At 71.8% G+C, this 19343-nt stretch carries 18 protein-coding genes; 6 read left to right on the top strand and 12 right to left on the bottom strand.

Annotation, left to right across the window (positions count from 1 at the left end; all coding sequences use genetic code 11):
* Window positions 1-76: 76 nt before the first annotated feature.
* On the bottom strand, window positions 77-1879 hold the full coding sequence (locus A3IC_RS0148870) for a serine/threonine-protein kinase (protein WP_040878756.1): 1803 nt from the start codon (window positions 1877-1879) through the stop codon (window positions 77-79).
* A 252-nt stretch (window positions 1880-2131) separates the two neighbouring features.
* Between A3IC_RS0148870 and A3IC_RS0148865 the strand changes: the two genes are divergently transcribed.
* From A3IC_RS0148865 to A3IC_RS0148855, 3 genes are all read left to right on the top strand, one after another.
* Window positions 2132-3625: an MFS transporter gene (locus A3IC_RS0148865; protein ID WP_020557354.1), complete on the top strand. Its 1494-nt coding sequence runs from the start codon at window positions 2132-2134 to the stop codon at window positions 3623-3625.
* Window positions 3626-3745: 120 nt separating this feature from the next.
* Window positions 3746-4360, top strand: a complete 615-nt coding sequence (locus A3IC_RS0148860; RefSeq protein WP_020557353.1) for a TetR/AcrR family transcriptional regulator — start codon at window positions 3746-3748, stop codon at window positions 4358-4360.
* A 61-nt stretch (window positions 4361-4421) separates the two neighbouring features.
* Window positions 4422-5921, top strand: coding sequence for an MFS transporter (locus A3IC_RS0148855; RefSeq protein WP_020557352.1), 1500 nt, complete (start codon window positions 4422-4424; stop codon window positions 5919-5921).
* Window positions 5922-5940: 19 nt separating this feature from the next.
* On the opposite strand, the gene A3IC_RS60995 is transcribed toward A3IC_RS0148855, so the two are convergent.
* Entirely contained in the window at window positions 5941-6540 is a 600-nt protein-coding gene (locus tag A3IC_RS60995; protein ID WP_245599973.1) for a hypothetical protein, read from the bottom strand.
* Window positions 6541-7072: 532 nt separating this feature from the next.
* Between A3IC_RS60995 and A3IC_RS0148845 the strand changes: the two genes are divergently transcribed.
* Entirely contained in the window at window positions 7073-8785 is a 1713-nt protein-coding gene (locus tag A3IC_RS0148845) for a SulP family inorganic anion transporter (protein ID WP_040878753.1), read from the top strand.
* Window positions 8786-8816: 31 nt separating this feature from the next.
* Here A3IC_RS0148845 and A3IC_RS0148840 read toward each other — a convergent pair whose 3' ends face one another.
* The 3 genes from A3IC_RS0148840 to A3IC_RS0148830 form a co-directional block, all read right to left on the bottom strand.
* On the bottom strand, window positions 8817-8996 hold the full coding sequence (locus tag A3IC_RS0148840) for a hypothetical protein (RefSeq protein ID WP_020557349.1): 180 nt from the start codon (window positions 8994-8996) through the stop codon (window positions 8817-8819).
* A gap of 134 nt (window positions 8997-9130) precedes the next feature.
* Complete coding sequence (locus A3IC_RS60990; protein ID WP_020557348.1) at window positions 9131-9829, bottom strand: glycerophosphodiester phosphodiesterase; 699 nt, start codon at window positions 9827-9829, stop codon at window positions 9131-9133.
* Window positions 9830-9890: 61 nt separating this feature from the next.
* On the bottom strand, window positions 9891-10496 hold the full coding sequence (locus A3IC_RS0148830; RefSeq protein WP_026219635.1) for a TetR/AcrR family transcriptional regulator: 606 nt from the start codon (window positions 10494-10496) through the stop codon (window positions 9891-9893).
* A gap of 136 nt (window positions 10497-10632) precedes the next feature.
* Here A3IC_RS0148830 and A3IC_RS0148825 point away from each other — a divergent pair, with 136 nt between their 5' ends.
* Entirely contained in the window at window positions 10633-11424 is a 792-nt protein-coding gene (locus A3IC_RS0148825) for an SDR family oxidoreductase (RefSeq protein WP_020557346.1), read from the top strand.
* A 120-nt stretch (window positions 11425-11544) separates the two neighbouring features.
* On the opposite strand, the gene A3IC_RS0148820 is transcribed toward A3IC_RS0148825, so the two are convergent.
* The 7 genes from A3IC_RS0148820 to A3IC_RS73295 all read right to left on the bottom strand — a co-directional run bounded on the left by A3IC_RS0148820 (window position 11545) and on the right by A3IC_RS73295 (window position 17737).
* Window positions 11545-12624 (bottom strand): LLM class flavin-dependent oxidoreductase, encoded by a 1080-nt coding sequence (locus A3IC_RS0148820; RefSeq protein ID WP_020557345.1) that lies wholly within the window; start codon window positions 12622-12624, stop codon window positions 11545-11547.
* On the bottom strand, window positions 12621-13535 hold the full coding sequence (locus A3IC_RS0148815) for an ABC transporter substrate-binding protein (RefSeq protein WP_020557344.1): 915 nt from the start codon (window positions 13533-13535) through the stop codon (window positions 12621-12623). Before A3IC_RS0148815 ends, A3IC_RS0148820 begins: the two co-directional genes overlap by 4 nt.
* Complete coding sequence (locus A3IC_RS0148810; RefSeq protein ID WP_020557343.1) at window positions 13536-14333, bottom strand: ABC transporter ATP-binding protein; 798 nt, start codon at window positions 14331-14333, stop codon at window positions 13536-13538.
* On the bottom strand, window positions 14330-15190 hold the full coding sequence (locus A3IC_RS0148805) for an ABC transporter permease (RefSeq protein WP_020557342.1): 861 nt from the start codon (window positions 15188-15190) through the stop codon (window positions 14330-14332). The genes A3IC_RS0148810 and A3IC_RS0148805 overlap by 4 nt, the downstream gene beginning before the upstream one ends.
* The gene (locus tag A3IC_RS0148800; protein WP_026219633.1) at window positions 15187-16227 is read right to left on the bottom strand and encodes an ABC transporter substrate-binding protein; all 1041 of its coding nucleotides are present in this window, start codon (window positions 16225-16227) and stop codon (window positions 15187-15189) included. Before A3IC_RS0148800 ends, A3IC_RS0148805 begins: the two co-directional genes overlap by 4 nt.
* Window positions 16220-17359, bottom strand: coding sequence for an ABC transporter substrate-binding protein (locus A3IC_RS60985; protein WP_020557340.1), 1140 nt, complete (start codon window positions 17357-17359; stop codon window positions 16220-16222). The genes A3IC_RS0148800 and A3IC_RS60985 overlap by 8 nt, the downstream gene beginning before the upstream one ends.
* A gap of 270 nt (window positions 17360-17629) precedes the next feature.
* Entirely contained in the window at window positions 17630-17737 is a 108-nt protein-coding gene (locus tag A3IC_RS73295; protein ID WP_321184138.1) for a putative leader peptide, read from the bottom strand.
* Window positions 17738-17960: 223 nt separating this feature from the next.
* Between A3IC_RS73295 and A3IC_RS0148780 the strand changes: the two genes are divergently transcribed.
* Window positions 17961-18770 (top strand): IclR family transcriptional regulator, encoded by an 810-nt coding sequence (locus A3IC_RS0148780; protein ID WP_020557338.1) that lies wholly within the window; start codon window positions 17961-17963, stop codon window positions 18768-18770.
* Window positions 18771-19343 lie beyond the last annotated feature (573 nt).

Genomic DNA, 19343 nt, shown 5'->3' with positions numbered 1-19343 from the left:
GGCAACCGCTCACGCCGGCCGGGCCGTTCGCGGCCCGGCGGCGTTCGGCCGGCGCGGTGTCGTCCGGATGCGCCGCTCAGCGCGGGTACATCTTGACAACCTTGCCGTCCAGGTCGGCCCGCAGATATCCGGACCCGTAGTCGTCGCTCACGTAGATCTTCAGCGACGGCACCCGGTCGATCAGCCCGATGTCCACGTTCACGTAGTGGGACTTGGGCGTGGTGATGCCCAGTTCCTTGTCGGCCTTGGCCATCAGGGCCGGGAGCGCGTCCCAGTTGACCTTGGCGAGGTCGATGGTCTTGTCGTCGCGGTCGGTGCTCCCGGATCCGGCGTCCTTCGTGGTGGCACCGTCGCGGTAGGAGAAGCGGTCGTACAGGCGGGCGTTGCCGGCCACCGGCGCCTCTATCGCGGCGTACTTGTCGAAGATGCTGAGTTCCTTGACCTTGGTGCCCCCGATCGTCGGGGCCATCGAGTCGATCAGACCGCGGATGGCGGTGGGGGTGAGCAGGTTCACCGTGTCCGCCGCCGGTTTGCTGGTGCGGGTCGCCGACGGCCGGGTCGGTGTCTCGTCCACCGGGATCACCGGCGCATTCGGCGACCGGGTGGGGCCCGAGCTGTTCGTGGCCTGCTTGCCGGCGCCGGCCGCGCTCGCGTCCGGATCCGAACCCGAGTCGGGCAACTGGGTCGCCAGGACCACCGCGACCAACGCGCCGACCAGGGTGGTGCCGATCGCCGAGCCGGCGATGATCCGGACCCGGCGCGCGCGCAGCCGGTCCGGCGGGGTGGGTTCGGCCGGGGTGAACGGCGTTCCGTAGCGCGAGGAGGGCGCGGCGGACGCCGGTGGCGGGGTCGACGAGCCCTGCCAGGCGCCGGAGTTCGCGTCCGCGCCGACCCGGTCCGCGCCCGACCAGGCCGGCCCGTCCTCCGCCGGTCCGCCCGCCGCCGCGCGACCGCCGCCGAGGTCGGCCGGCTGCCAGGCGAGGGCGTCCGCGACCGGCAGCGCCGACGTGGTGTGCTGCGACGAGGGCCGCCCGGTGGGCCTGCCGGCCGCCTCGGCCAACAGCAGGTCCAGGTGCGCCGCATCCGGCCGGGCCGCGGGGTCGCGAACCAACAACGCGTCCAGGACCGGGCCCAGCGCGCCCGCGTGGATCGGCGGGGGCACCGTCTCGGTCAACACCGCGGCGAGCGTGGCCAGGCTGGTCGCCCGGCGCAGCGGATGTTCCCCCTCCACCGCGACGTACAACATCATCCCGAGCGACCACAGGTCGGATGCGGCGTTGTCTTCCTCGCCGCGGATCCGCTCCGGTGCGATGTACTCGGGCGAGCCGATCAGGTCGCCGGTCGCGGTCAGACTCGTCGACTCGCGCAGCGCGGCGATGCCGAAGTCGGTCAACACCGGGCTGCCGTCGCCGCGCAGCAGCACGTTGCCCGGCTTGACGTCGCGGTGGTGGATGCCGGCCGCGTGCGCGGCGCTGAGCGCGGACAGCACGCCCCGGCCGATCGCGGCGGCCTCGGCGGGCGCGATCGGGCCGCTCGTCAGCCGGTCGTGCAGCGAGCCCCCGGGAACCAGCTCCATCACCAGCCACGGGTGCGGAACCTCGGCGGCATCCACGATGTGATGGATCGTCACCACGTTGGGGTGGTTCAGCCGGGCCAACGACCTGGCCTCGCGCAGCACCCGCTCGCGCAACATCCGTGCGGCGGTCGGGTCGTCCTCCAACAGCGCCGGGTCGGGCGGTCGGACCTCCTTGAGCGCCACCTCGCGTTCCAGGGCCAGATCGCGAGCCCGCCAGACCAAGCCCATGCCGCCACCACCGAGCCGGTCCAGCAACTCGAAGCGGCCGTCGATCACGCGTCTGCCAGGTATACCCGGGGTCATGCGGCACACCCTACAAATCCGGACTCCCATCCCGGCAATCGGCGACCGGATCGTGGGCAGATCCCTCGTCGGGAACCAACCCCGGCCCGGCACTCGTCGCAGCGAGGGAAGCACGGAGCGCTCCCGATCCACGACGCGTGGTCCGATCGGCCCGACCGACCGGCCCCGACCCGGCAGGTCGGTCCCGACACGGCCGAGCAACCAGCACGGATCGTCCCCGCCCAATCCTGTCGGCCACAGCCGGAAGGCATCATGGCACTCGACCGCACCGTCGCCCCGTCCACCACGTCCCCGGCGCCCGGCCGGGCCGGCGCGTACCGCTGGTGGCTGCTGCTCGTCGTCACCCTCGCCCAAGTGCCCGTCGTCCTCGGCGCGTCACTGCCGGAGGCCGTCCCGACGCCGCCGCCCGCCGATCTGGGCATCGATTCGGGCGACGTCGTGTGGATGGGCCGCGCCCACCTGCTCGCGCTCGGCGCGCTCCTGTTGCCGGCCGGCCGGCTCGCCGATCTCGTCGGCCCGCGCCGCACGTTCACCATCGGGCTGATCGGCCTGGCCGGGGCCTCGCTCGTGGTCGGCACCGCCGGCGGCCCGGTCCCGCTGTTCGCCGGGCGCACCCTCCAGGGCGCATTCGGCGCCCTCGTGCTCACCGCCGGCCTGGCCCTGCTCATCACGGCCTTCACCGACCGCGCCGAACGCGGCTGGGTGCTGGGCCTGCACGCCGGCGTCGCCGCGGCGGGCGGCGGCCTGGGCATGCTCGTGGCCGGCGCTTCCACGGGAGACGGCCACTGGCGGGTGCTGCCGTGCGCCCAGGCGGCCCTGCTCGTCGCGCTCGCCCTGGGCGCACTGCGGCTGTTCGCCCGGCACCGCGAGCCGGCCCACTCCCGAATCACGGGCTTCGACCTGCCGGGCGCGCTCGCCGCGACAATCGGCGTGGGCTGCGTGCTGTACGGCTGCCTGCGGTTCGAGACGCACGGTGAGCGGGACACCACGACCTGGCTGTTCCTGGCCGTCGGCGGCGTGCTCCTGGGTGTGTTCGCCCGTCGGCAGGCGCTCGCGGGCAGCCCGCTGCTGCCGCCGCGGATCGTGCTGAACCGCGATCGCGGCGCGGCGTTGCTCGGCCTCGCGGTGTGCGGCACCGCCACCACCGTGACGGTTCGCTTCGTGGCGGTCCATCTGCGCAGCGGCGGCCCGGGGTTCACCGCATCCCAGGTGGGGCCGCGGTTGTTGCCGCTGGTGTTGCCGCTGCTGCTCACCGCGCCGCTCGCGGGCGGCCTTCTGCTCCGCCGCATCGGCGCCAAGACGATCGTGCCGATCGCACTGGGCCTGTGTTGTGTCGGCTTCGTGCTGTTGTACGCGGTGGACCACAACAGCTCGTACCCGACGAATGTGGTCCCGGCGCTGCTCCTGATCGGATTCGGCGCCGGTCTGGCGTTCGGGCCCTGTGTGGGTGTGGCCGTGGACGGCGTCCGGGCGGTGGGCGCCGGCGCGGGGGCGACGGTTGGCGCGTACGTGCTCGGCGCCGCGATCGGGGTGTCCGTACTGGCCCGGGCCAGGGGGGAGGCGTTCCGGTTGAGCGGTACCCCGCAGTGGGAGGGGAATCCGATGGTGCCGCCGACGGCCGGTGTAAGTGCCCGTCTCGTACCGGTGTACGAGTGGACCGGGGTACTGCTCGCCTTCGCCCTGGTGGCGACCGCCGTGCTCTTCTCGCCGCGCTCGCGCGTGATCACCCCGGCCGAGGACGCGTAACGGCCATCGGTCACCACACCCCCGGCCCACCGTCACCACTTATCGAAACGCTTGCGTTTCGCTGGATCGACCCCTACGGTTATCGAAACGCCACCGTTTCGCCAATCGAGGTACGCGCACATGCACACCGATTCGGCCGGGACCACCGACTCCGCGCCCACCAACCGGCGTTCCCGGCTGTCCCCCGAACGCGAGGCCGAACTGTACGTGGCCACGCTCGACCTGCTCCGGGCGACGGGCTACGCCGCCCTGACCATGGAGGCCATCGCCGCGCGGGCCAAGGCCAGCAAGGCGACCCTGTACCGCCAGTGGCAGAGCAAGCCGCGCCTGGTCGCGGCAGCGCTGCGGCACAACAAGGGGATGTCGCTGTTCGGCCTGAACACCGGTTCACTGCACGGCGACCTGCACGAGACCGCGCGCCGGATGGCGTACGGCGCCGCCCCCAACACCGCACTGCTCGCGAGCGTCGCGCACGCCATCCTGGGCGACCCCGAACTGGGCCTGGCAGTACGGGAAACCATCGTCGAGCCCGAGTCCGCGATGCTCGACCAGGTGATCACCCGAGCGGTCGCGCGAGGTGAAGTCGCCCCGGACAACCCGGCGGTGGGCCTGGTGGCCCACCTGCTCATCGGCGCGGTGACCGGCCGACCGCTGGTCGAGGGCTGCGTCGCCGACGAGGAGTACCTGCACCGCTACATCGACGCCGTCGTCCTCCCGGCGCTGCGCCGGCCCTGATCCGCCGGCCGCCGGCCGACCCGACGCGCGTCTCCTTCCACCCGACAGGAGCAGCATCGCCATGCCGCAAAGCACCGCCGCCTCCGCCGTCGCGACTTCGACCCCGAGCGGCCCCACCGCCCTCCCCCGCCGCTGGTTGATCCTCGCGGTGATCGCGCTCGCGCAGGTCACCGTCGTCCTGGACGCCACGATCGTCAACATCGCCCTGCCGTCCGCACAGCGCGACCTGGGCTTCTCCGACGGCAACCGCCAGTGGGTGGTCACCGCCTACGCCCTCGCGTTCGGCAGCCTGCTCCTGCTCGGCGGCCGGATAGCCGACCTGTTCGGCCGCCGAAACGCCTTCCTGATCGGCCTGTTGGGCTTCGCCCTGGCCTCCGCCGCCGGTGGCGCCGCACCGAACTTCGAGGTCCTGGTCGCCGCCCGCGCGCTCCAGGGCGTCTTCGGCGCCCTCCTCGCGCCCGCCGCGCTGTCGCTGCTCACCACCACGTTCACCGACCCGGCCGAACGCGGCAAGGCGTTCGGCGTGTTCGGCGCCGTGGCCGGCGCGGGTGGCGGCGTCGGCCTGCTCCTGGGCGGCCTGTTGACCCAACACCTCGACTGGCGCTGGTGCCTGTACGTCAACCTGATCCTGGCCGGCGGCGCCATCATCGGCGGCGTCCTCCTGCTCGGCAGGCACGAACCCGCCGCCGACCGCCCCCGCCTGGACCTCCCCGGCACACTCGCCGTCTCGGCCGGGCTGTTCGCCCTCGTCTACGGGTTCTCCCGCGCGGAAAGCGACGGCTGGAGCGACCCGCTCACCTACGGCTGCCTCATCGCCGCCGTCGCGCTGTTGGCCGTCTTCACCCGGATCCAAAGCTCCGTCGCCAATCCACTCCTGCCGCTTCGGGTCGTCGTCGACCGCGACCGAGGCGCCGCGCTGCTCGGCATGCTGATCGCCGGCGCGGGGATGTTCGGCATGTTCCTCTTCCTGACCTTCTACATGCAGCAGACCCTGCACTACAGCCCGGTCAGGACCGGACTGTCGTTCCTGCCCATGGTGTTCGGCATCATGTGCACCGCGACCAGTGCGACCGTCGTACTGCTGCCCCGCTTCGGCCCCAAGCCGATCGTGCCGACCGGAATGGGCCTGGCCGCCCTCGGACTTCTCTACCTGACCCGCCTGGACCTGGACAGCACGTACGCCACCGACCTGATGCCCGGCCTGATCATGTTCGGCGCCGGCGTGGGACTGGTGATCGCGCCCTGCATGAGCGCGGCCACCTTCGGCGTCCGCGCGGAGGACTCCGGGGTGGCCTCCGCCGCAGTCAACACGGTTCAACAGGTGGGTGGTTCGGTGGGCATCGCGCTCCTGAGCACGCTGTCCGCCACGGCCGGATCCGACTACCTGAAGCACCGTCAACCCAGCCCGCAGGCATTCGCCCACGCAGCGCTGGAGAGTTACGCGACCGCCTACCGCTGGTCCGCCGCCTTCTTTGCGATCGGCCTGGTCGTCACGGCCGTCCTCTTCCGACCCGGCGCGCCGGCCACCGACCCGGACGCGGCTCCCGTCGTACACATGTGAACCCGCACCGGTGGGTCGGTCAGGATGCGGTGACCCACCGGGTGCAGTACTCGACGTGGACATCCCGGGCGCCGGCGGCCAATATCCCATCCAACCGGTGGAACTCGGTGCAGAAGTGCGGGTAGTTGGGGTGCCCGGGTACGAACCCGGGCCCCTGCCGGGCCACATCGAAGAACCGGCCGGCGGTTTCCCGAAACACTTTCGCGGTCCCGGTCATGAACAACGTGTCGGCATGCACGTGTTGTCGAAACAGATCCCGATTCTCCGCGTAGTGCCGCGCCCGGTAGTCGATCTCGAGGCCCTCTTCCGGGTCGACTCCCGCCAGTTCCACGGTCTGCGGCCGACCCCCGCGCAACCGCGCCCGCACCTGCTTCCACCGCGACGGCGCGAACTGCATCGCCCGAGGCACCAACACCACATCGAGGCGCCGCCCTTCCCCGAAAGCCCCCACCGGCAGGCGGTTGCCCCGCATCGGCAGGTGAACCAGTGATCGGGGCGAGCGCGCCGCCAACAACCACAGTCCGCCGATCACCCGCGCCCCCTCCTGATCCAGATACGCCCCCAAGTGCCCATCGAAGTCCAGAACCACCCCGTGACCCAGCCCGCGCGCGGGGCGCACGACCCGAATCTCCTCCCCGCGCAACCGAGCCCGCGATACCACCACCGGAAATTTCACGTCCCACCCCTACCGCATCCACCGCCGCGCCCGCATTCACGATTCGGCCCGCACCCAGGATTCGCCCACACCTGGGAAACATCCGTCGTCCGCCGAGTCGTCGGTGGGGCAATCGACCGCGATTGCAGGGCGGTTGGGTGCGGAACGTGAGGGATGTAGGACTATCGGTTATTTTGATCATCGGTTTTTGCTAGGGTCGTCGCAGAGGCGAGTGTGCTCCGTCATGGAGCCCGCCGCGATTCGCGCGTTCGCCGGATGTGGACCACCTGACGACACGGATCACACGACACCCGACATTCCACGGCCCCGCCGGGGGTCCGCGCCCGCACGTGTGAGGGCGGTTCGACGGTGCCCGCGGGCGGGCACGCGGGCCTGGGCCGGGGTGCGCGGCACACGAACAGGTGTGCGGGATGCGGCGATCCGGCATGCCCAACGGGTACGGGTCGCCTCGGCTGACGAGAGGTCGGGGCCGTTGATGGAAACGTTCTGCAGGGGATGGGGTCGGGTCGCCGGGTTGTTCCCGGGGCCCGGTGATCTGGTGGCGGTACGTCGCGCGCCGGGGCGGGATCTGCTGGCGGGCCTCACCGTCGCGGTGGTCGCGCTGCCGCTGGCACTGGCGTTCGGGGTGGCCTCGGGGGTCGGGGCGCAGGCCGGCCTGGTGACGGCGGTGATCGCGGGGGCGCTGGCGGCCGTGTTCGGCGGCTCCGACCTCCAGGTGTCCGGGCCGACCGGAGCGATGACCGTGGTGCTGGTCCCGGTCGTGCAACGGCACGGCACCGACGGGGTGTTGATGGTCGGCCTGCTGGCCGGCCTGCTGCTGGTCGCGGTCGCGGTACTGCGCCTGGGCCGGGCCGCGAAGTACCTGCCACTGCCGGTCATCGAGGGCTTCACCGCGGGCATCGCCGTGGTGATCGCCCTCCAACAGGTGCCCGCCGCGTTGGGCGCGGCCGGCGAGGGCGAGAAGGTGTGGCAGGTCGCCGCGCACGCCACCGTCCGCTTCCTCGAACATCCGGACGCCGACGCGCCCGCCATGGCCCTGGGCGTCGCGGCGCTGCTCCTGATCGGCGCCCGATGGCGGCCGGGCGTACCGTTCTCGCTGCTCGCGGTGGCCGCCGCGACCCTCCTGGCCGAGGCGCTGCCCACCCTGGACGTGGCCCGCATCGGCGCGCTGCCGAACGGCCTGCCCGCCCCGTCCCTGGCCTTCCTCGACGCCTCGATGCTGGTCGTCCTGCTGCCGTCGGCCCTGGCCGTGGCCGCTCTGGCCGGCCTCGAATCGCTGCTGTGCGCAAGCGTGGCCGACGGGATGACCACCGGTCAGCGGCACGACCCCGATCGCGAACTCTTCGGCCAGGGCCTCGCCAACCTGGCCACGCCCCTGTTCGGTGGGGTACCGGCCACGGCGGCCATCGCCCGCACCGCCGTCAACGTGCGCGCCGGCGCGTCCTCGCGACTCGCCGCGCTCACCCACGCCGTCGTGCTCGCGGTGATCGTCTTCAGCGCGGCCGGCCTGGTCTCGCACATCCCGCTGCCGGCGCTGGCCGGTGTACTGCTGGCCACGTGCGTCCGGATGGTCCAGGTGTCCACGTTAACCGCGCTCGCCCGCTCCACCCGCGCCGACGCCGCCGTACTCACGGTGACCTTCGTGGTGACCGTCGCGGTGGACCTGGTCACCGCCGTGGTGATCGGCATCGGCCTCGCGGTGGTGCTGGCGCTGCGCCAGGTGACCCGCTCGGCCCGCCTGGAGCCGGTACCACTACCCACCGACGAGACCGAACCCGAAACCGAGACCGGGGCCGAGGCCGCCGCCGAGCACACGCGGCCGCACCCGCACCCCCGAATCGCCGTGTTCCGCCTCGACGGACCGCTGTTCTTCCCCGCCGCGCACCGCCTGCTCACCCGGTTGTCCGAGGTACAGGGCGTCCAGGTGGTGGTTCTGCGGATGTCCCGGGTGACCGCGATCGACGCAACCGGGGCCGGCGTACTGGGCGAGGCGATCACCGACCTGGAGGTACGCGGCGTCACCGTGCTGCTCTCCGGCGTCAAGCCGGACCACGACCACGTCCTGGACGCGCTGCGCATCGCCGAACACCTGCGCCGGGACCACCTGGTCTTCCCCGACACGCGCGGCGCGATCGGCCACGCCCGCGAACTCCTCCGCGCGGACCGGCCCGATCCGGCGGCGCACTGACGGCGGGCCCGGCTGCCGACGGAGCCCGCCGCTACTCGCCCAGGTAGTGGAATGCGAGCCAGAACACGCCGCCGATGATGTGCGTGACGAACAGGAAGAAGCAGAGCCAGATCAGGATTCCCTTCTCGGTCTGCTTCTGCGTCTCCCGAGGCCGCTGCGGCACCGCCGCGGGGGCGGCGGGCGGGGCGGGCTCCGGGGTTGGTTCGGTCATCACGTTTCCTCGGGTCGGGACGGAGTACGAAGCCGGGACGGCGGCACGTCCGGACTGCCCTGCCACGGTAGCCGCTGTCCCCGAGCTCCCCGCCCACGGCCACCCGGCGAAGCGGCCCCCGCTCGGCCCCCCGCTCAGCCCTGCCGCTCAGCCCGCACGTCGAGCAGCCGACCGATGCGATTGCTGATGATCATGTCCACGCCCATGTCCATCAACCGCCGCATCACCCGCGGCGAGTCCACCGTCCAGGCACTCACCCCGTACCCGTCCGCGTGGCAGCGGGCGACCGAGGCCGCGTCGTACGCGCGCCAGCGCAAATTGATGTACTCCGGCCGAAGGTCGCGCAGCACCGCCGCATCCGGCACCCGGGCGAACGAGTCGCCGCTGAGACCGATGTGCGCGTCCGCCGCGTGCTCGCGCACCCGACCCATCGCGACCGGCCCGCCGACGTAGAGGATCTGTTCGTTCAGCCCGTGCCGGGCGACCGCCTCGACCGCCGGTTCGGCCAGTTCGATCTCGCCGAAGTCGACCATCAACCCGCCCTTGGTGCCCTTGATCAGCTCCAATGCCTCGTCGAAACCGGGTACTCGATACTTCCCGCGCCGCCGGCCGATCTCCCGGACCTGAGCCAGCGTCAGCTCGCGCACGTGCGCGTTGCGCCACCACAACCGGCGCAGCGTCGCGTCGTGCAACAGCACCAGATGCCCGTCCCGGGTGACCTCCAGATCGATCTCGACCAGGTCGGCGCCCCGGTTCAGCGCACTGGCCAGCGACGGCAGGGTGTTTTCCCGAAAACGCCGGGGGTCGCCTCGGTGGGCCACGGCCAGGGTCACGACAAGCCTCTCGATCAGGGACCGGCGGGCACACCGTACACGCCGGCCGAACGACCCGGCCTCACCGCGTGGACGGGCCGTCCGGTGTCCCGAATCCGCGCAGCAGGGTGTCCACGATCCGGGTCGCGAGCACGTCCGCGTCCTCGCCCCGGTCGTCCTGTGCCGTCTCGTGGATCAGCGCGTAGTAGACGCGTCGGGTCCAGTCCAGGTCGACGTCCGGCCGCAGCAGTCCGGCATCGCGCGCCCGCCGGAAGAGCCGATCGCACCGGTCGAGCACGTCGGTGTGCACGTGCGCCACCTCCGGATCGTCGGTGCGCAGCGCGTTCATCGCGAAGCCCCACGCGATCTTCACCCGCAGCACGTTGGCGGTGACCTGGTACAGCGCGACGGCGGGCGGTGTGGCATCGGGGCGAGCCGCGGTCACCGCGTCGTGGAACTGGCGCGTGGCCCACCCGGTCATCGCCACGATCAACGCCTCACGCGTCGCGAAGCGCCGGTGCACCGTCGTCCTGGCCACTCCGGCCGCCTCCGCGATCTGCTCCATCGTCGCGGCGGGATTGGCGCTGAGCACCCGCTCGGCCGCCTCCAGGATCGCCCGCACGGTCCGCTCGGCGTCCGCTCGCAGCGGTCGCACCCGGTCACTGGCCCCGCCTGCCGTGGAAGTCACCCCCGAACTGTACGACAGAGTCGCCACTCCATTCCTACTTGCAACACTCATGACGCATGTTCTAGGTTAATGGCATCACCCAAGAGCCACTTAGTGCATGCGGAACGTGCACGCGGTCAGTAACAAAGGAGCCCTCATGGACCTGCGCCTCCACGACAAGACCGCCCTGGTGACCGGCGCGAGCCGAGGCATCGGCCTGGCGATCGTGTCCGCCCTCGTCGACGAGGGTGTGCGCGTCCTGGCCGCCGCCCGCACCATCACGCCGGAACTGGTCGCGACCGGCGCCCGCACCATGTCCGTCGACCTGGCCCGTCCCGACGGACCGATTCGACTCGCCGAACGCGCCGCCGCCGAGTTCGGCGGGCTCGACATCCTGGTCAACAACGTCGGCGGCGGGGATGCGGTCGGCAACGATCAGACCGGCGGCTTCCTGAGCTTCACCGACGAGCACTGGCTGACCTCGTTCGAGCTGAACTTCCTGGCCGCCGTGCGCACCACCCGCGCCACGCTGCCCGCACTGATCGAGGCGCACGGCGCGATCGTGAACATCTCCTCGATCGGCGCCCGGGCACCGCACGGCGGGCCGATGCCGTACACGACCGCCAAGGCCGCGCTGACCGCGTTCGGCAAGGCCCTGGCCGAGGAATTCGGCCCGCGGGGCGTCCGGGTCAACACGGTCTCCCCCGGCGCGGTGCGCACCGCGATCTGGGAGGCGCCGGACGGCTACGGCGCGCAACTGGCCGCGTCCATGGGCCTGTCCCACGAACAGTTGCTCGCCGCCCTGCCCGGCGCGACCGGCATGGTCACCGGCCGCTTCATCGAACCCGCCGAGGTGGCAGGCACCGTCGCCTACCTGGTCTCCCCGCTCGCCGGCAGCGTGACCGGCACCGACCACCTCGTCGACGGCGGCGCGCTCAAGGCCGCCTGAACCGGCCGGAGACCACGAGCACCTCGGGTACGACGAGCATTACCCGAACACCGCGTGCACGACGGGGCCTTCCACAGGGAGGCCCCGTCGCACCCGGCGCCCGCGTCGGGCCCGTCCACCTCATCCCACGCGTGGCCGCACCCCCAGCGCCGGCAACACCGTCTCGCCGACCCGGTACGCCTCCTCCAGCAACGGGTTGCCGGACAGGATGAACGTGTCCACTCCCATCGCCCGGAACTCCTGGAGGCGATCGATCACCTGGGCCGTACTGCCCACCACGGCCGTACCCGGACCGGGTCGGAACAGCCCCATCCCGGGCCACAGGTTCGGGTACACCTCCAAATCCCGTGCCCGGGCCGGGACCCGGCCGCCGTGCCGGCGGAACTGTCGCTCCCAGCCCACCCCGTCCGCGTCCGCCGCCTGACCCAATTGCCGGGCGTAGGTGGCGTGGCTGGTCACTTCGAGCAGCCGATCGGCCGCCGCCCACGCCTCGTTCTCGCTCTCGCGCACGATCAGGTGCAGCCGCAGACCGATACGCAGGGCCCGCCCGTGCGCGGCGGCGCGTTCGCGCACCCGCTCCAGCTTCTCCTTGAGCAGATGCGGCGGTTCGCCCCAGGTCAGGTAGACGTCGACGTGCTCGGCGGCCATTTCGATGCCGGCCGGCGACGAGCCACCGAACCACAGCGGGACATGGCCGCCGTCCCGATGCAACTCGCGCAGCCCCGCCCCGGCCTGCCGCAGGTCGTAGAACCTGCCCTTGTGGTCGAAGACCTCGCCCGAGGTCAGCCGCTTGACGATGGACCAGTATTCGGCGCTCAGTTCGTAGCGCTCGTCGTGGTCCAGGTGCAGGCCGTACTCGCGCAGGCTTTCGGTCGAACCGTTGACCACGTTGAAGCGCAGCCGCCCCGCACCGAACAACGCCTCGAAGCTCAGCGCCATCTTCGCCAGCAGCGTCGGCGCGATCAGCCCCGGATGCACCGCGAGCAGCGGCCGAAACGTCGGCGCCGCGGCGGCCACCACGCTGCCCAGCGACCACACGTCGTACAGGTCGGTCGCCAGCAACGCGCCGCTGAAACCCAACCGGTCCACCGCGGAACCGAGTTGCTGGAGGTAGGCCAGGTCGACCGGACGCCGCCCGGCGGGCTCCCACGGATAGGGCCCCTCGCGCGGAATCACATACCACAACACCTCGGTGCTCATCGGACACCGCCGTCCGCCGGCGCGAGCACCCCGGTCACCAGCGGCGTCAGCCCGGAAGCCTGCGCGGCGGCCACGGTGATCGGCCGGTCGATGAACCCGTTGCCCGCGAAGATGTCCGCGGCCTCCTGCTGCTCGGCGATGAACGACGCGGGCACCGGCTCGAGTCGCCACGGCAGCGCGGCCAGCGCCTCGGCCCAGTCCGCCCGGGTCCCCGGCAGCTCGGCCGCGTGCAGTTCGGCCGCCTCGTCGAGGTGCGTCGCCGCCCACTCGTCGGCCCGGCGCAGCGCGGCCACCACGACCGAGACCAGCTCGGGCCGTTCCTCGGCGAACGCACGGCGCGCGAAGAACACCGAGCGGTCGGTGATCACTTCGCCGACCCGATGCAGCACCCGCAGCCCCGGCTCGCGCCGCGCCGCGACCAGCTCCGGACCCTGTGCGACCCAGCCGGCGATCTCGCCGGACCGCAGCCGCGCGGCCTGGTCCCGGCCCGGCTCCGGCCGCTCCGCGGTGATGTCGTCCCGGTAGGACAGTCCGACGTCGTTCAGCGCCTTGGCCACGAAGTGGGTCTGCCACGAGCCGATGCTCAGCACGACCGTGCCGCCCCTGAGATCCACGGGAGCCCGTACCGGACCCTCGTCCGCGACCAACAGCGCGCCGTGCTCGGGCCGCGGCGCGGACACCGCCACGTAGACGAGATCGTGGCCCTGCGCCTGACCGACGATCGGCGGCGTCGAGCCGGTCCCGCCGAAGTCGATCGTGCCGTCGCCGAGCAGTTCGCCGACGCGGGTGCCCTCCACGGGCACCCAGGTCACGGTCTCGCCCAGCGGCTCCAGCGCGCGTTCGAGAATGCCCAGGCGTGCGAGCAGGTACAGCGACGGGTTGCTGCCGTGGACACCGATGGTGACGGTCATTCAGATCACTCCGGTCGAAGACGGGGAGGAGGACGGGGACAGGCGCGAGGACGAGACGGATCCGGAGGAGGCGGCGTCGGCGGTGGAGGCGTCGGCGGTGTGCACCCCGAGGTCGGCGAGCAGCCGTCGCCGCAGCGCCGCGAACGCCGGATCGGTGGGGTCGCGCGGTCGGTCGACGGCGACCACCTGGTCGGTGACGAGGTTGCCGTCGCGCAGCACCGCGACCCGATCGGCCAGCCGGATCGCCTCCTCGACGTCGTGCGTGACCAACAACACGGCGGGCCGGTGCACCCGGCACAACTCGCCCACCAGGTCCTGCATGCGCATCCGAGTGAGCGCGTCCAGCGCCGCGAACGGCTCGTCCAGAAGCAGCAGTTCGGGTTCGCGCACCAGCGCCCGGGCGAGCGCCACGCGCTGTGCCTCGCCGCCGGACAGGGTCGCCGGCCAGGTCCGGGCGTGCCGCTCCAGGCCGACCTCGGTCAGCGCGCGCAGCCCGATCTCCCGCGTGGCCCGGCCCCTGGGCAGCCCGACCACGACGTTGTCCAACACTCGCTTGGAGGGCACCAGGCGCGGCTCCTGGAAGACGATGGTGCGGGCCTCGGGGACCAGGACCGTGCCGCCGTCGCTGCGATCGAGCGCGCCGAGGATGCGCAGCAGCGTGGTCTTGCCGGTGCCGCTCGCGCCCAGCAGCGCGACGAACTCGCCGCGCGCGATGTCCAGATCGACGCCGTCCAGCACGGCGCGGGTGCCGAACACCCGGCGCAGCCCCTCGATGTGTACCGCGATCTCGGCGCTCATCGGCTCGCTCCGTGACCCTGGCCGCGCCACGGCATCAGCACACGTTCGAGGATCCGGACGATCACGTCCGCGAGCAGGCCCAGGATCGCGTAGACCAGGATGCAGACGGTGAGGATGTCGGTGCGCGAGAAGCTCTGCGCCTGGCTCATCAGATAGCCGATCCCGGCGGTGGAGTTGATCTCCTCGGCCGCGATCAGCGCGATCACGCTCAGCGTCATGGACAGTCGCAGTCCCGACAACAGTGCGGGCAGCGCGCCCGGCAGGACCACCTCGCGCACCAGGGCGAATCGGCCGACGCCGAAGCTGCGCATCGCCTCGACCAGCTTGCGGTCCACGTTGCGCACCCCACCGGAGGCGGAGACGTACATCGGGAACGCGGTGGCCACCGCGATCAGGATCACCCGGGCGGACTCGCCGATGCCGAACCACACCATGAACAGCGGAACCAAGGCCAGGAAAGGCACCGTGCGGAGCAACTGCACCGACGAGTCCAGCAGTTCCTCGCCCAGCCGGGAAAAGCCGGTGAGTACGCCCAGAGCCAGCCCGATGGTCAGCCCGAACACCAGGCCCAGGCCCGCACGGCCCAGCGAGACCCGGAGCGCGTCCGGGAGTTGGCCGTTGTCCCACATCTCGCGCGCGGCGCGGACGACGTCGGCGGGCGAGCCGAGCAGATCGGGGCTGAGCGCGCCGCTGTGCGAGGCCCAGGCCCATCCGCCGATCAGCGCGAGCGGACCGATCGCGCGCAGTGCGGGGCTGAGGAAGCGCGGTCGAGGACGCGGCAGCCGCGGGCGCGGGGTGATCAGACCGGGATACTCCGGCGCCCGCGGCTCGGCCTTGATCAGCGTGGGCGCGGTCATCCGGTCGCTCCCGCGAGGGAGGCCACGTCCAGCAGATGCGGCTTGACGTCGACCAGGCTCGGGGTGACCTTCTGATCGAGGAAGAACTTGGCGACCTTGCCGAAGCGGTCCACGTCGGCGGGCCGAATCGGCTCCACCGTCGCGCCCTGCTTGGTGAAGTCGACCTGGATCCGCTTGGGTTCGGCGCCGTACGCGGTGGGACCGGAGTCGGTGAAGACGTTGATGTACGCGGCGGGGTCGGCGATCTCCTTGGTGCCGGCCTCGTGCAGGTAGGCGTAGAAGGCCCTGATCACCTCGGGGTGCTTGTCCGCGAACGCGTTGCGCACCGCCCAGACCGAGTAGTTGTCCGAGCCGAGCGCCCGGCCGTCGGCGAGGAAGCGTGCGTTGCCGGAGGCCAGTGCGGGCACCGAGTAGGTGGCCCAGGTGGCCCACGCGTCGACCTGACCGGCGGCGAACACCGGTGCGGTCTGGTCGGCCCGCAGGTAGACCCGCTCGACCTTGTCGGCCGGGATGCCCGCCTGTTCGAGGGCGGCCAGCAGCAGGTACTCGCTGGTGCCGCCCTGCGAGCAGGCCACCTTCTTGCCGACCAGGTCCCGGATCGAGTGGATCTTCGAGTCGCTCTTCACCAGGATGCCCTCGCCCGCGAGGTCGGGGGCGGTGGCGCCGAACAGCTTGAAGCTCGGCTTCTGCCCGAGTGCGGCCACGGCGGAGGTGATCGAACCCAGCGCCACGTCGAGTTGGCCCGCGTTGATGGCCTGCGCGGCCGGTGCGAACGGGCCCGCGCTGCCGGTCCAGGAAACCTTGGCGCCGACCTTGGCCAGCGCCGCGTCCAGCGAACCGTCCTTCTTGCCGAGTGCGAGCACCCCGTTGTTGCCGGGGTCGGGAATCCGCAGCGTGACACCCGCCTTGGCGTCACCGGCCGTCGATGCCTTCGCGTCCTTCGACGAGGAGCCGCAGCCGGTCAACGCGATCAGCGTCGCGGTCGCCAATGCGACGGCGGACAGCAGACGGGTGCGACGAGGGGGCCGGCTACTCATGGGATGCCTCCAGCGTGGATATGCGGGACGGTTCGGGGTCGAGCGACTGTGCGGATGCGGGTGTGAGGCCGAGCGGCCCGGTCGGGTCGGACATGTGGACGGGCGGCCGGGCCGATCCGCCGGACTGCGCGCGGCGTGCCTCGACGAGTTCGCGGGCCAGTCGCAACGGCTCGGGGGCCGCCCACGCGTGCACGTCCACGGGTGCGGCCAGGAAGCCCTGTTCGTGCAGGAACCGTTCCTGGCGGGCGAGCAGGTCCAGCCGCTCCGCCGACAGGTCGATCCGCAGCGTGTCCGGGCCGAGTTCGCGGTACGCGCCGGCCACCCCGAAGGCGCCCGCGCCGGTCTCGGCACCCAGGATCCGGGCCACCTCGGCGGGATGCCCGGGTGCCCAGTCGGCGGCCTCGACCAGCACCGCGAGGAACCGGGTGACCAACTCCGGGTGGTGATCCAGCAGATCGCGATGCACCGTGATCGGTCGCGGCGTCCCGTTGTTGATCCGGGCCCGGGGGTCGACCGCCGCGTCCAGGTCGACCGCCACCACCGCGCCGTGCCGCACGGCGGCCTCGACCGCGAGCGCGCCCTTGACGTACACGGCGTCCACCTCGCCGCGATCGAGCGCGGCCAACTCGGCCTCCCACTGCCCGATTCCGCGCGCGCCGGGCACCTCGACCAGGCGTGCGTCGGCCAGGCCCGCGCCGGCCAGCGAAAGCGCCCCGGCGAAGCCGTGCAGGGCCATCGCCCGCCAGAAGTCGATCGCGATCTCGTGCCGGGGAACCGCCAGCCGCAACCCGCGCAACTGCTCGGGTGTGGCGATGCCGCTCTCCGCCCGGACCAGGATCGCCTGACTCTCCTCGATCCAGGTCAGCCCGACCAGCCGGGTCGCCTCACCACGCGAACGTGCCCACAGCGCCGGCACGTTGCCGCCCTCGCGGAAGAGCCCGGGCAGCGCGTGCGTGTAGTGGTGATCGGCGGCCACATCGGCCGGAACGTCCTGGAGCGAGCGCACGGTGATCCCCTCGTCCGCGAACTCGGCGTCGAGCAGGCCCAGATCGGCCGCGATCCCGGTCGCGGTGGGGACGGGACAGCGGGTGAACCACAGTTCGTCGGGGCGGGCGCCGGTCACGGCGGTCATGGTGATACTTCCGTTCGCGTTCGTAGCGGCGGCGGGGGTCCGCGGCCCGACAGGGCACGGCGCGGATCGACCCGGGACCGAATCGGTCCGGGCAGGAGGCAACGAATGCCATGTGATGGAGACCTACAACTCGACGACACCGAGCATGCACGCCATCGCCATCGCCATCGCCATCGCCAAGGGCAATGCCAACGGCAACGGCAACGGCAATCCGACCAATCCGGCCGATCGGTCGAGCGCGGGCTTACCGACGTTCGGTGCGGCGGTGGGTCAGCGACAGCCGGCGCTGGAGACGCGCGCCAGGTCGATGTGCCGGCGGCTGGTGAGCAGCGCGCGGGCGGTGGAGAGCGGCGCGGCGTACAACGCGTCTGCGGACACCGGGGCCTCCCTCTCGATTTCGTCGATCACCGACGCACCCAATGGTGCATCGGTGTGGATCCTGACACGATCCACATCACCCGATCAAACCTTCCCACGATGTGGGATGTCAGCCTTCCCCCCGACACACACCGTGGCACACAGTCATCCACCGCCTTACCGTATGGTGAAAAACGTCCGGCGAACGGCGAATCAGGGGATGCCAGTGGACAGGGCAAACACGGTGGACACGAACGCGCCCCGCGCCACCTCCGCACCGTCCGGAGCGCAGGCCGTGCAGCGGGCCCTCGGCATCCTGCACTGTTTCCGAGCGACCGGCACCGACCTGAGCGCGTCGGACATCGCCCGCCGGATGGACCTGTCGGTGTCCACCGCCCATCGCCTGGCCCGCACACTGGTCGGCGCGGGCTTCCTCGATCAGGACGACCGCACCAGTCGCTACCGACTGGGCCCGGTGGTCGCCGAACTGGGCCTGCTGGCCTACCACCAGCGCGGGCTGCACCACGCGGCGCCCGAGTTGGAGCAGTTGTCCCGACGTACCTCGGCGACGTCCGATCTGGCCATCCGCAGCGGCCGGCATGCGCTGGTCCTGGTCGGCAGTTCGGTACAACCCGGCACCGGACTCGGACTACGCCGTCCACTGCACTCGACCGCACTGGGCAAGGTGCTGTTGGCCTGGGCGGATCCGGCGGACGGCGGCCTGGAGCCGCTGCTGCCGCTGGCCCCACAAACCGAGCGCACCATCGTGGATCCGGTCGCGCTACAGGCCCAGTTGGATGCGGCCCGGGCAATCGGCTACGCGCTCAACGACGGCGAGTCGGTGCCGGGTGTACGCACCCTGGCAGTGCCGATCCTGAACCGCGCCGGCCACGCACACGCCGCCCTGGCCGTCCGCTCCACGCCGGCCGTGATGACCAACGAACGCATCCCATGGTTCCGCGACCGAGCCCAGGCATGCGCGGACGCCCTGGAGGTACTACTGCTCCCCCCACACCGCCGCCGACTCCGCGAGTCGGGCCTACCCACGGAATAACCTCCCGGCACGCCCGCGCTCACGACACGGGCAAGTCCCCACGGCCGAGGCAACACGTCGCACCACCACAAGGACCGGCGGCCCGCCGGATGGGGGAGGTAGGCCACAGTGAGAATTCGAGCCTTCCCAGACCTGCTGAGCACATCTGCGGCCCCACCCATCAGCCCCGGCACACTGCCCACCCGTTGTGGGATCCGCCGCAGTGACAACCCGGCCTTCCCCCAGGCCCACCAAACACGGCAACCCACCGACAACCGACTTGGCCACGGCGACAAATCAGGCTTCCCCCGGGCCCACCAAGCACAGCCGCGGCCCCACCCATCAGCCCCAACCCCGGCGACCCACCAACAACCGACTTGGCCACGGTGACAATTCAGGCTTCCCCTGTGCCGCCAAGCTTGGCTGCGTCCCGGCGCGTCAGCGCCCCCGACCCACCCCCACCCAGTGATCGACGCGCGAAGCGCGGAGAGCGGCGGAGCCGCAAAACTTGGACGGTGTGCCCCGGAGCGAAGCGGAGGGACACACCGTCACGAGCGAGGGGCCGCTTTTTTGCGGAGGAGCGAAGCGGGGGAG

The organism is Embleya scabrispora DSM 41855 (assembly GCF_000372745.1).
GTDB classification, from domain to species: Bacteria; Actinomycetota; Actinomycetes; order Streptomycetales; family Streptomycetaceae; genus Embleya; species Embleya scabrispora.
The sequence above is the reverse complement of the archived record's forward strand: the minus strand, read 5'-3'. Positions and strand labels throughout refer to the sequence as shown.

Bases quoted from the DNA above. Each gene is read 5' to 3' on its own strand.
- A3IC_RS0148870 (WP_040878756.1), bottom strand. From the start codon at position 1,879: ATGACCCCGGGTATACCTGGCAGACGCGTGATCGACGGCCGCTTCGAG.
- A3IC_RS0148865 (WP_020557354.1), top strand. From the start codon at position 2,132: ATGGCACTCGACCGCACCGTCGCCCCGTCCACCACGTCCCCGGCGCCC.
- A3IC_RS0148860 (WP_020557353.1), top strand. From the start codon at position 3,746: ATGCACACCGATTCGGCCGGGACCACCGACTCCGCGCCCACCAACCGG.
- A3IC_RS0148855 (WP_020557352.1), top strand. From the start codon at position 4,422: ATGCCGCAAAGCACCGCCGCCTCCGCCGTCGCGACTTCGACCCCGAGC.
- A3IC_RS0148845 (WP_040878753.1), top strand. From the start codon at position 7,073: ATGGAAACGTTCTGCAGGGGATGGGGTCGGGTCGCCGGGTTGTTCCCG.
- A3IC_RS0148840 (WP_020557349.1), bottom strand. From the start codon at position 8,996: ATGACCGAACCAACCCCGGAGCCCGCCCCGCCCGCCGCCCCCGCGGCG.
- A3IC_RS0148825 (WP_020557346.1), top strand. From the start codon at position 10,633: ATGGACCTGCGCCTCCACGACAAGACCGCCCTGGTGACCGGCGCGAGC.
- A3IC_RS0148820 (WP_020557345.1), bottom strand. From the start codon at position 12,624: ATGAGCACCGAGGTGTTGTGGTATGTGATTCCGCGCGAGGGGCCCTAT.
- A3IC_RS0148815 (WP_020557344.1), bottom strand. From the start codon at position 13,535: ATGACCGTCACCATCGGTGTCCACGGCAGCAACCCGTCGCTGTACCTG.
- A3IC_RS0148810 (WP_020557343.1), bottom strand. From the start codon at position 14,333: ATGAGCGCCGAGATCGCGGTACACATCGAGGGGCTGCGCCGGGTGTTC.
- A3IC_RS0148805 (WP_020557342.1), bottom strand. From the start codon at position 15,190: ATGACCGCGCCCACGCTGATCAAGGCCGAGCCGCGGGCGCCGGAGTAT.
- A3IC_RS0148800 (WP_026219633.1), bottom strand. From the start codon at position 16,227: ATGAGTAGCCGGCCCCCTCGTCGCACCCGTCTGCTGTCCGCCGTCGCA.
- A3IC_RS60985 (WP_020557340.1), bottom strand. From the start codon at position 17,359: ATGACCGCCGTGACCGGCGCCCGCCCCGACGAACTGTGGTTCACCCGC.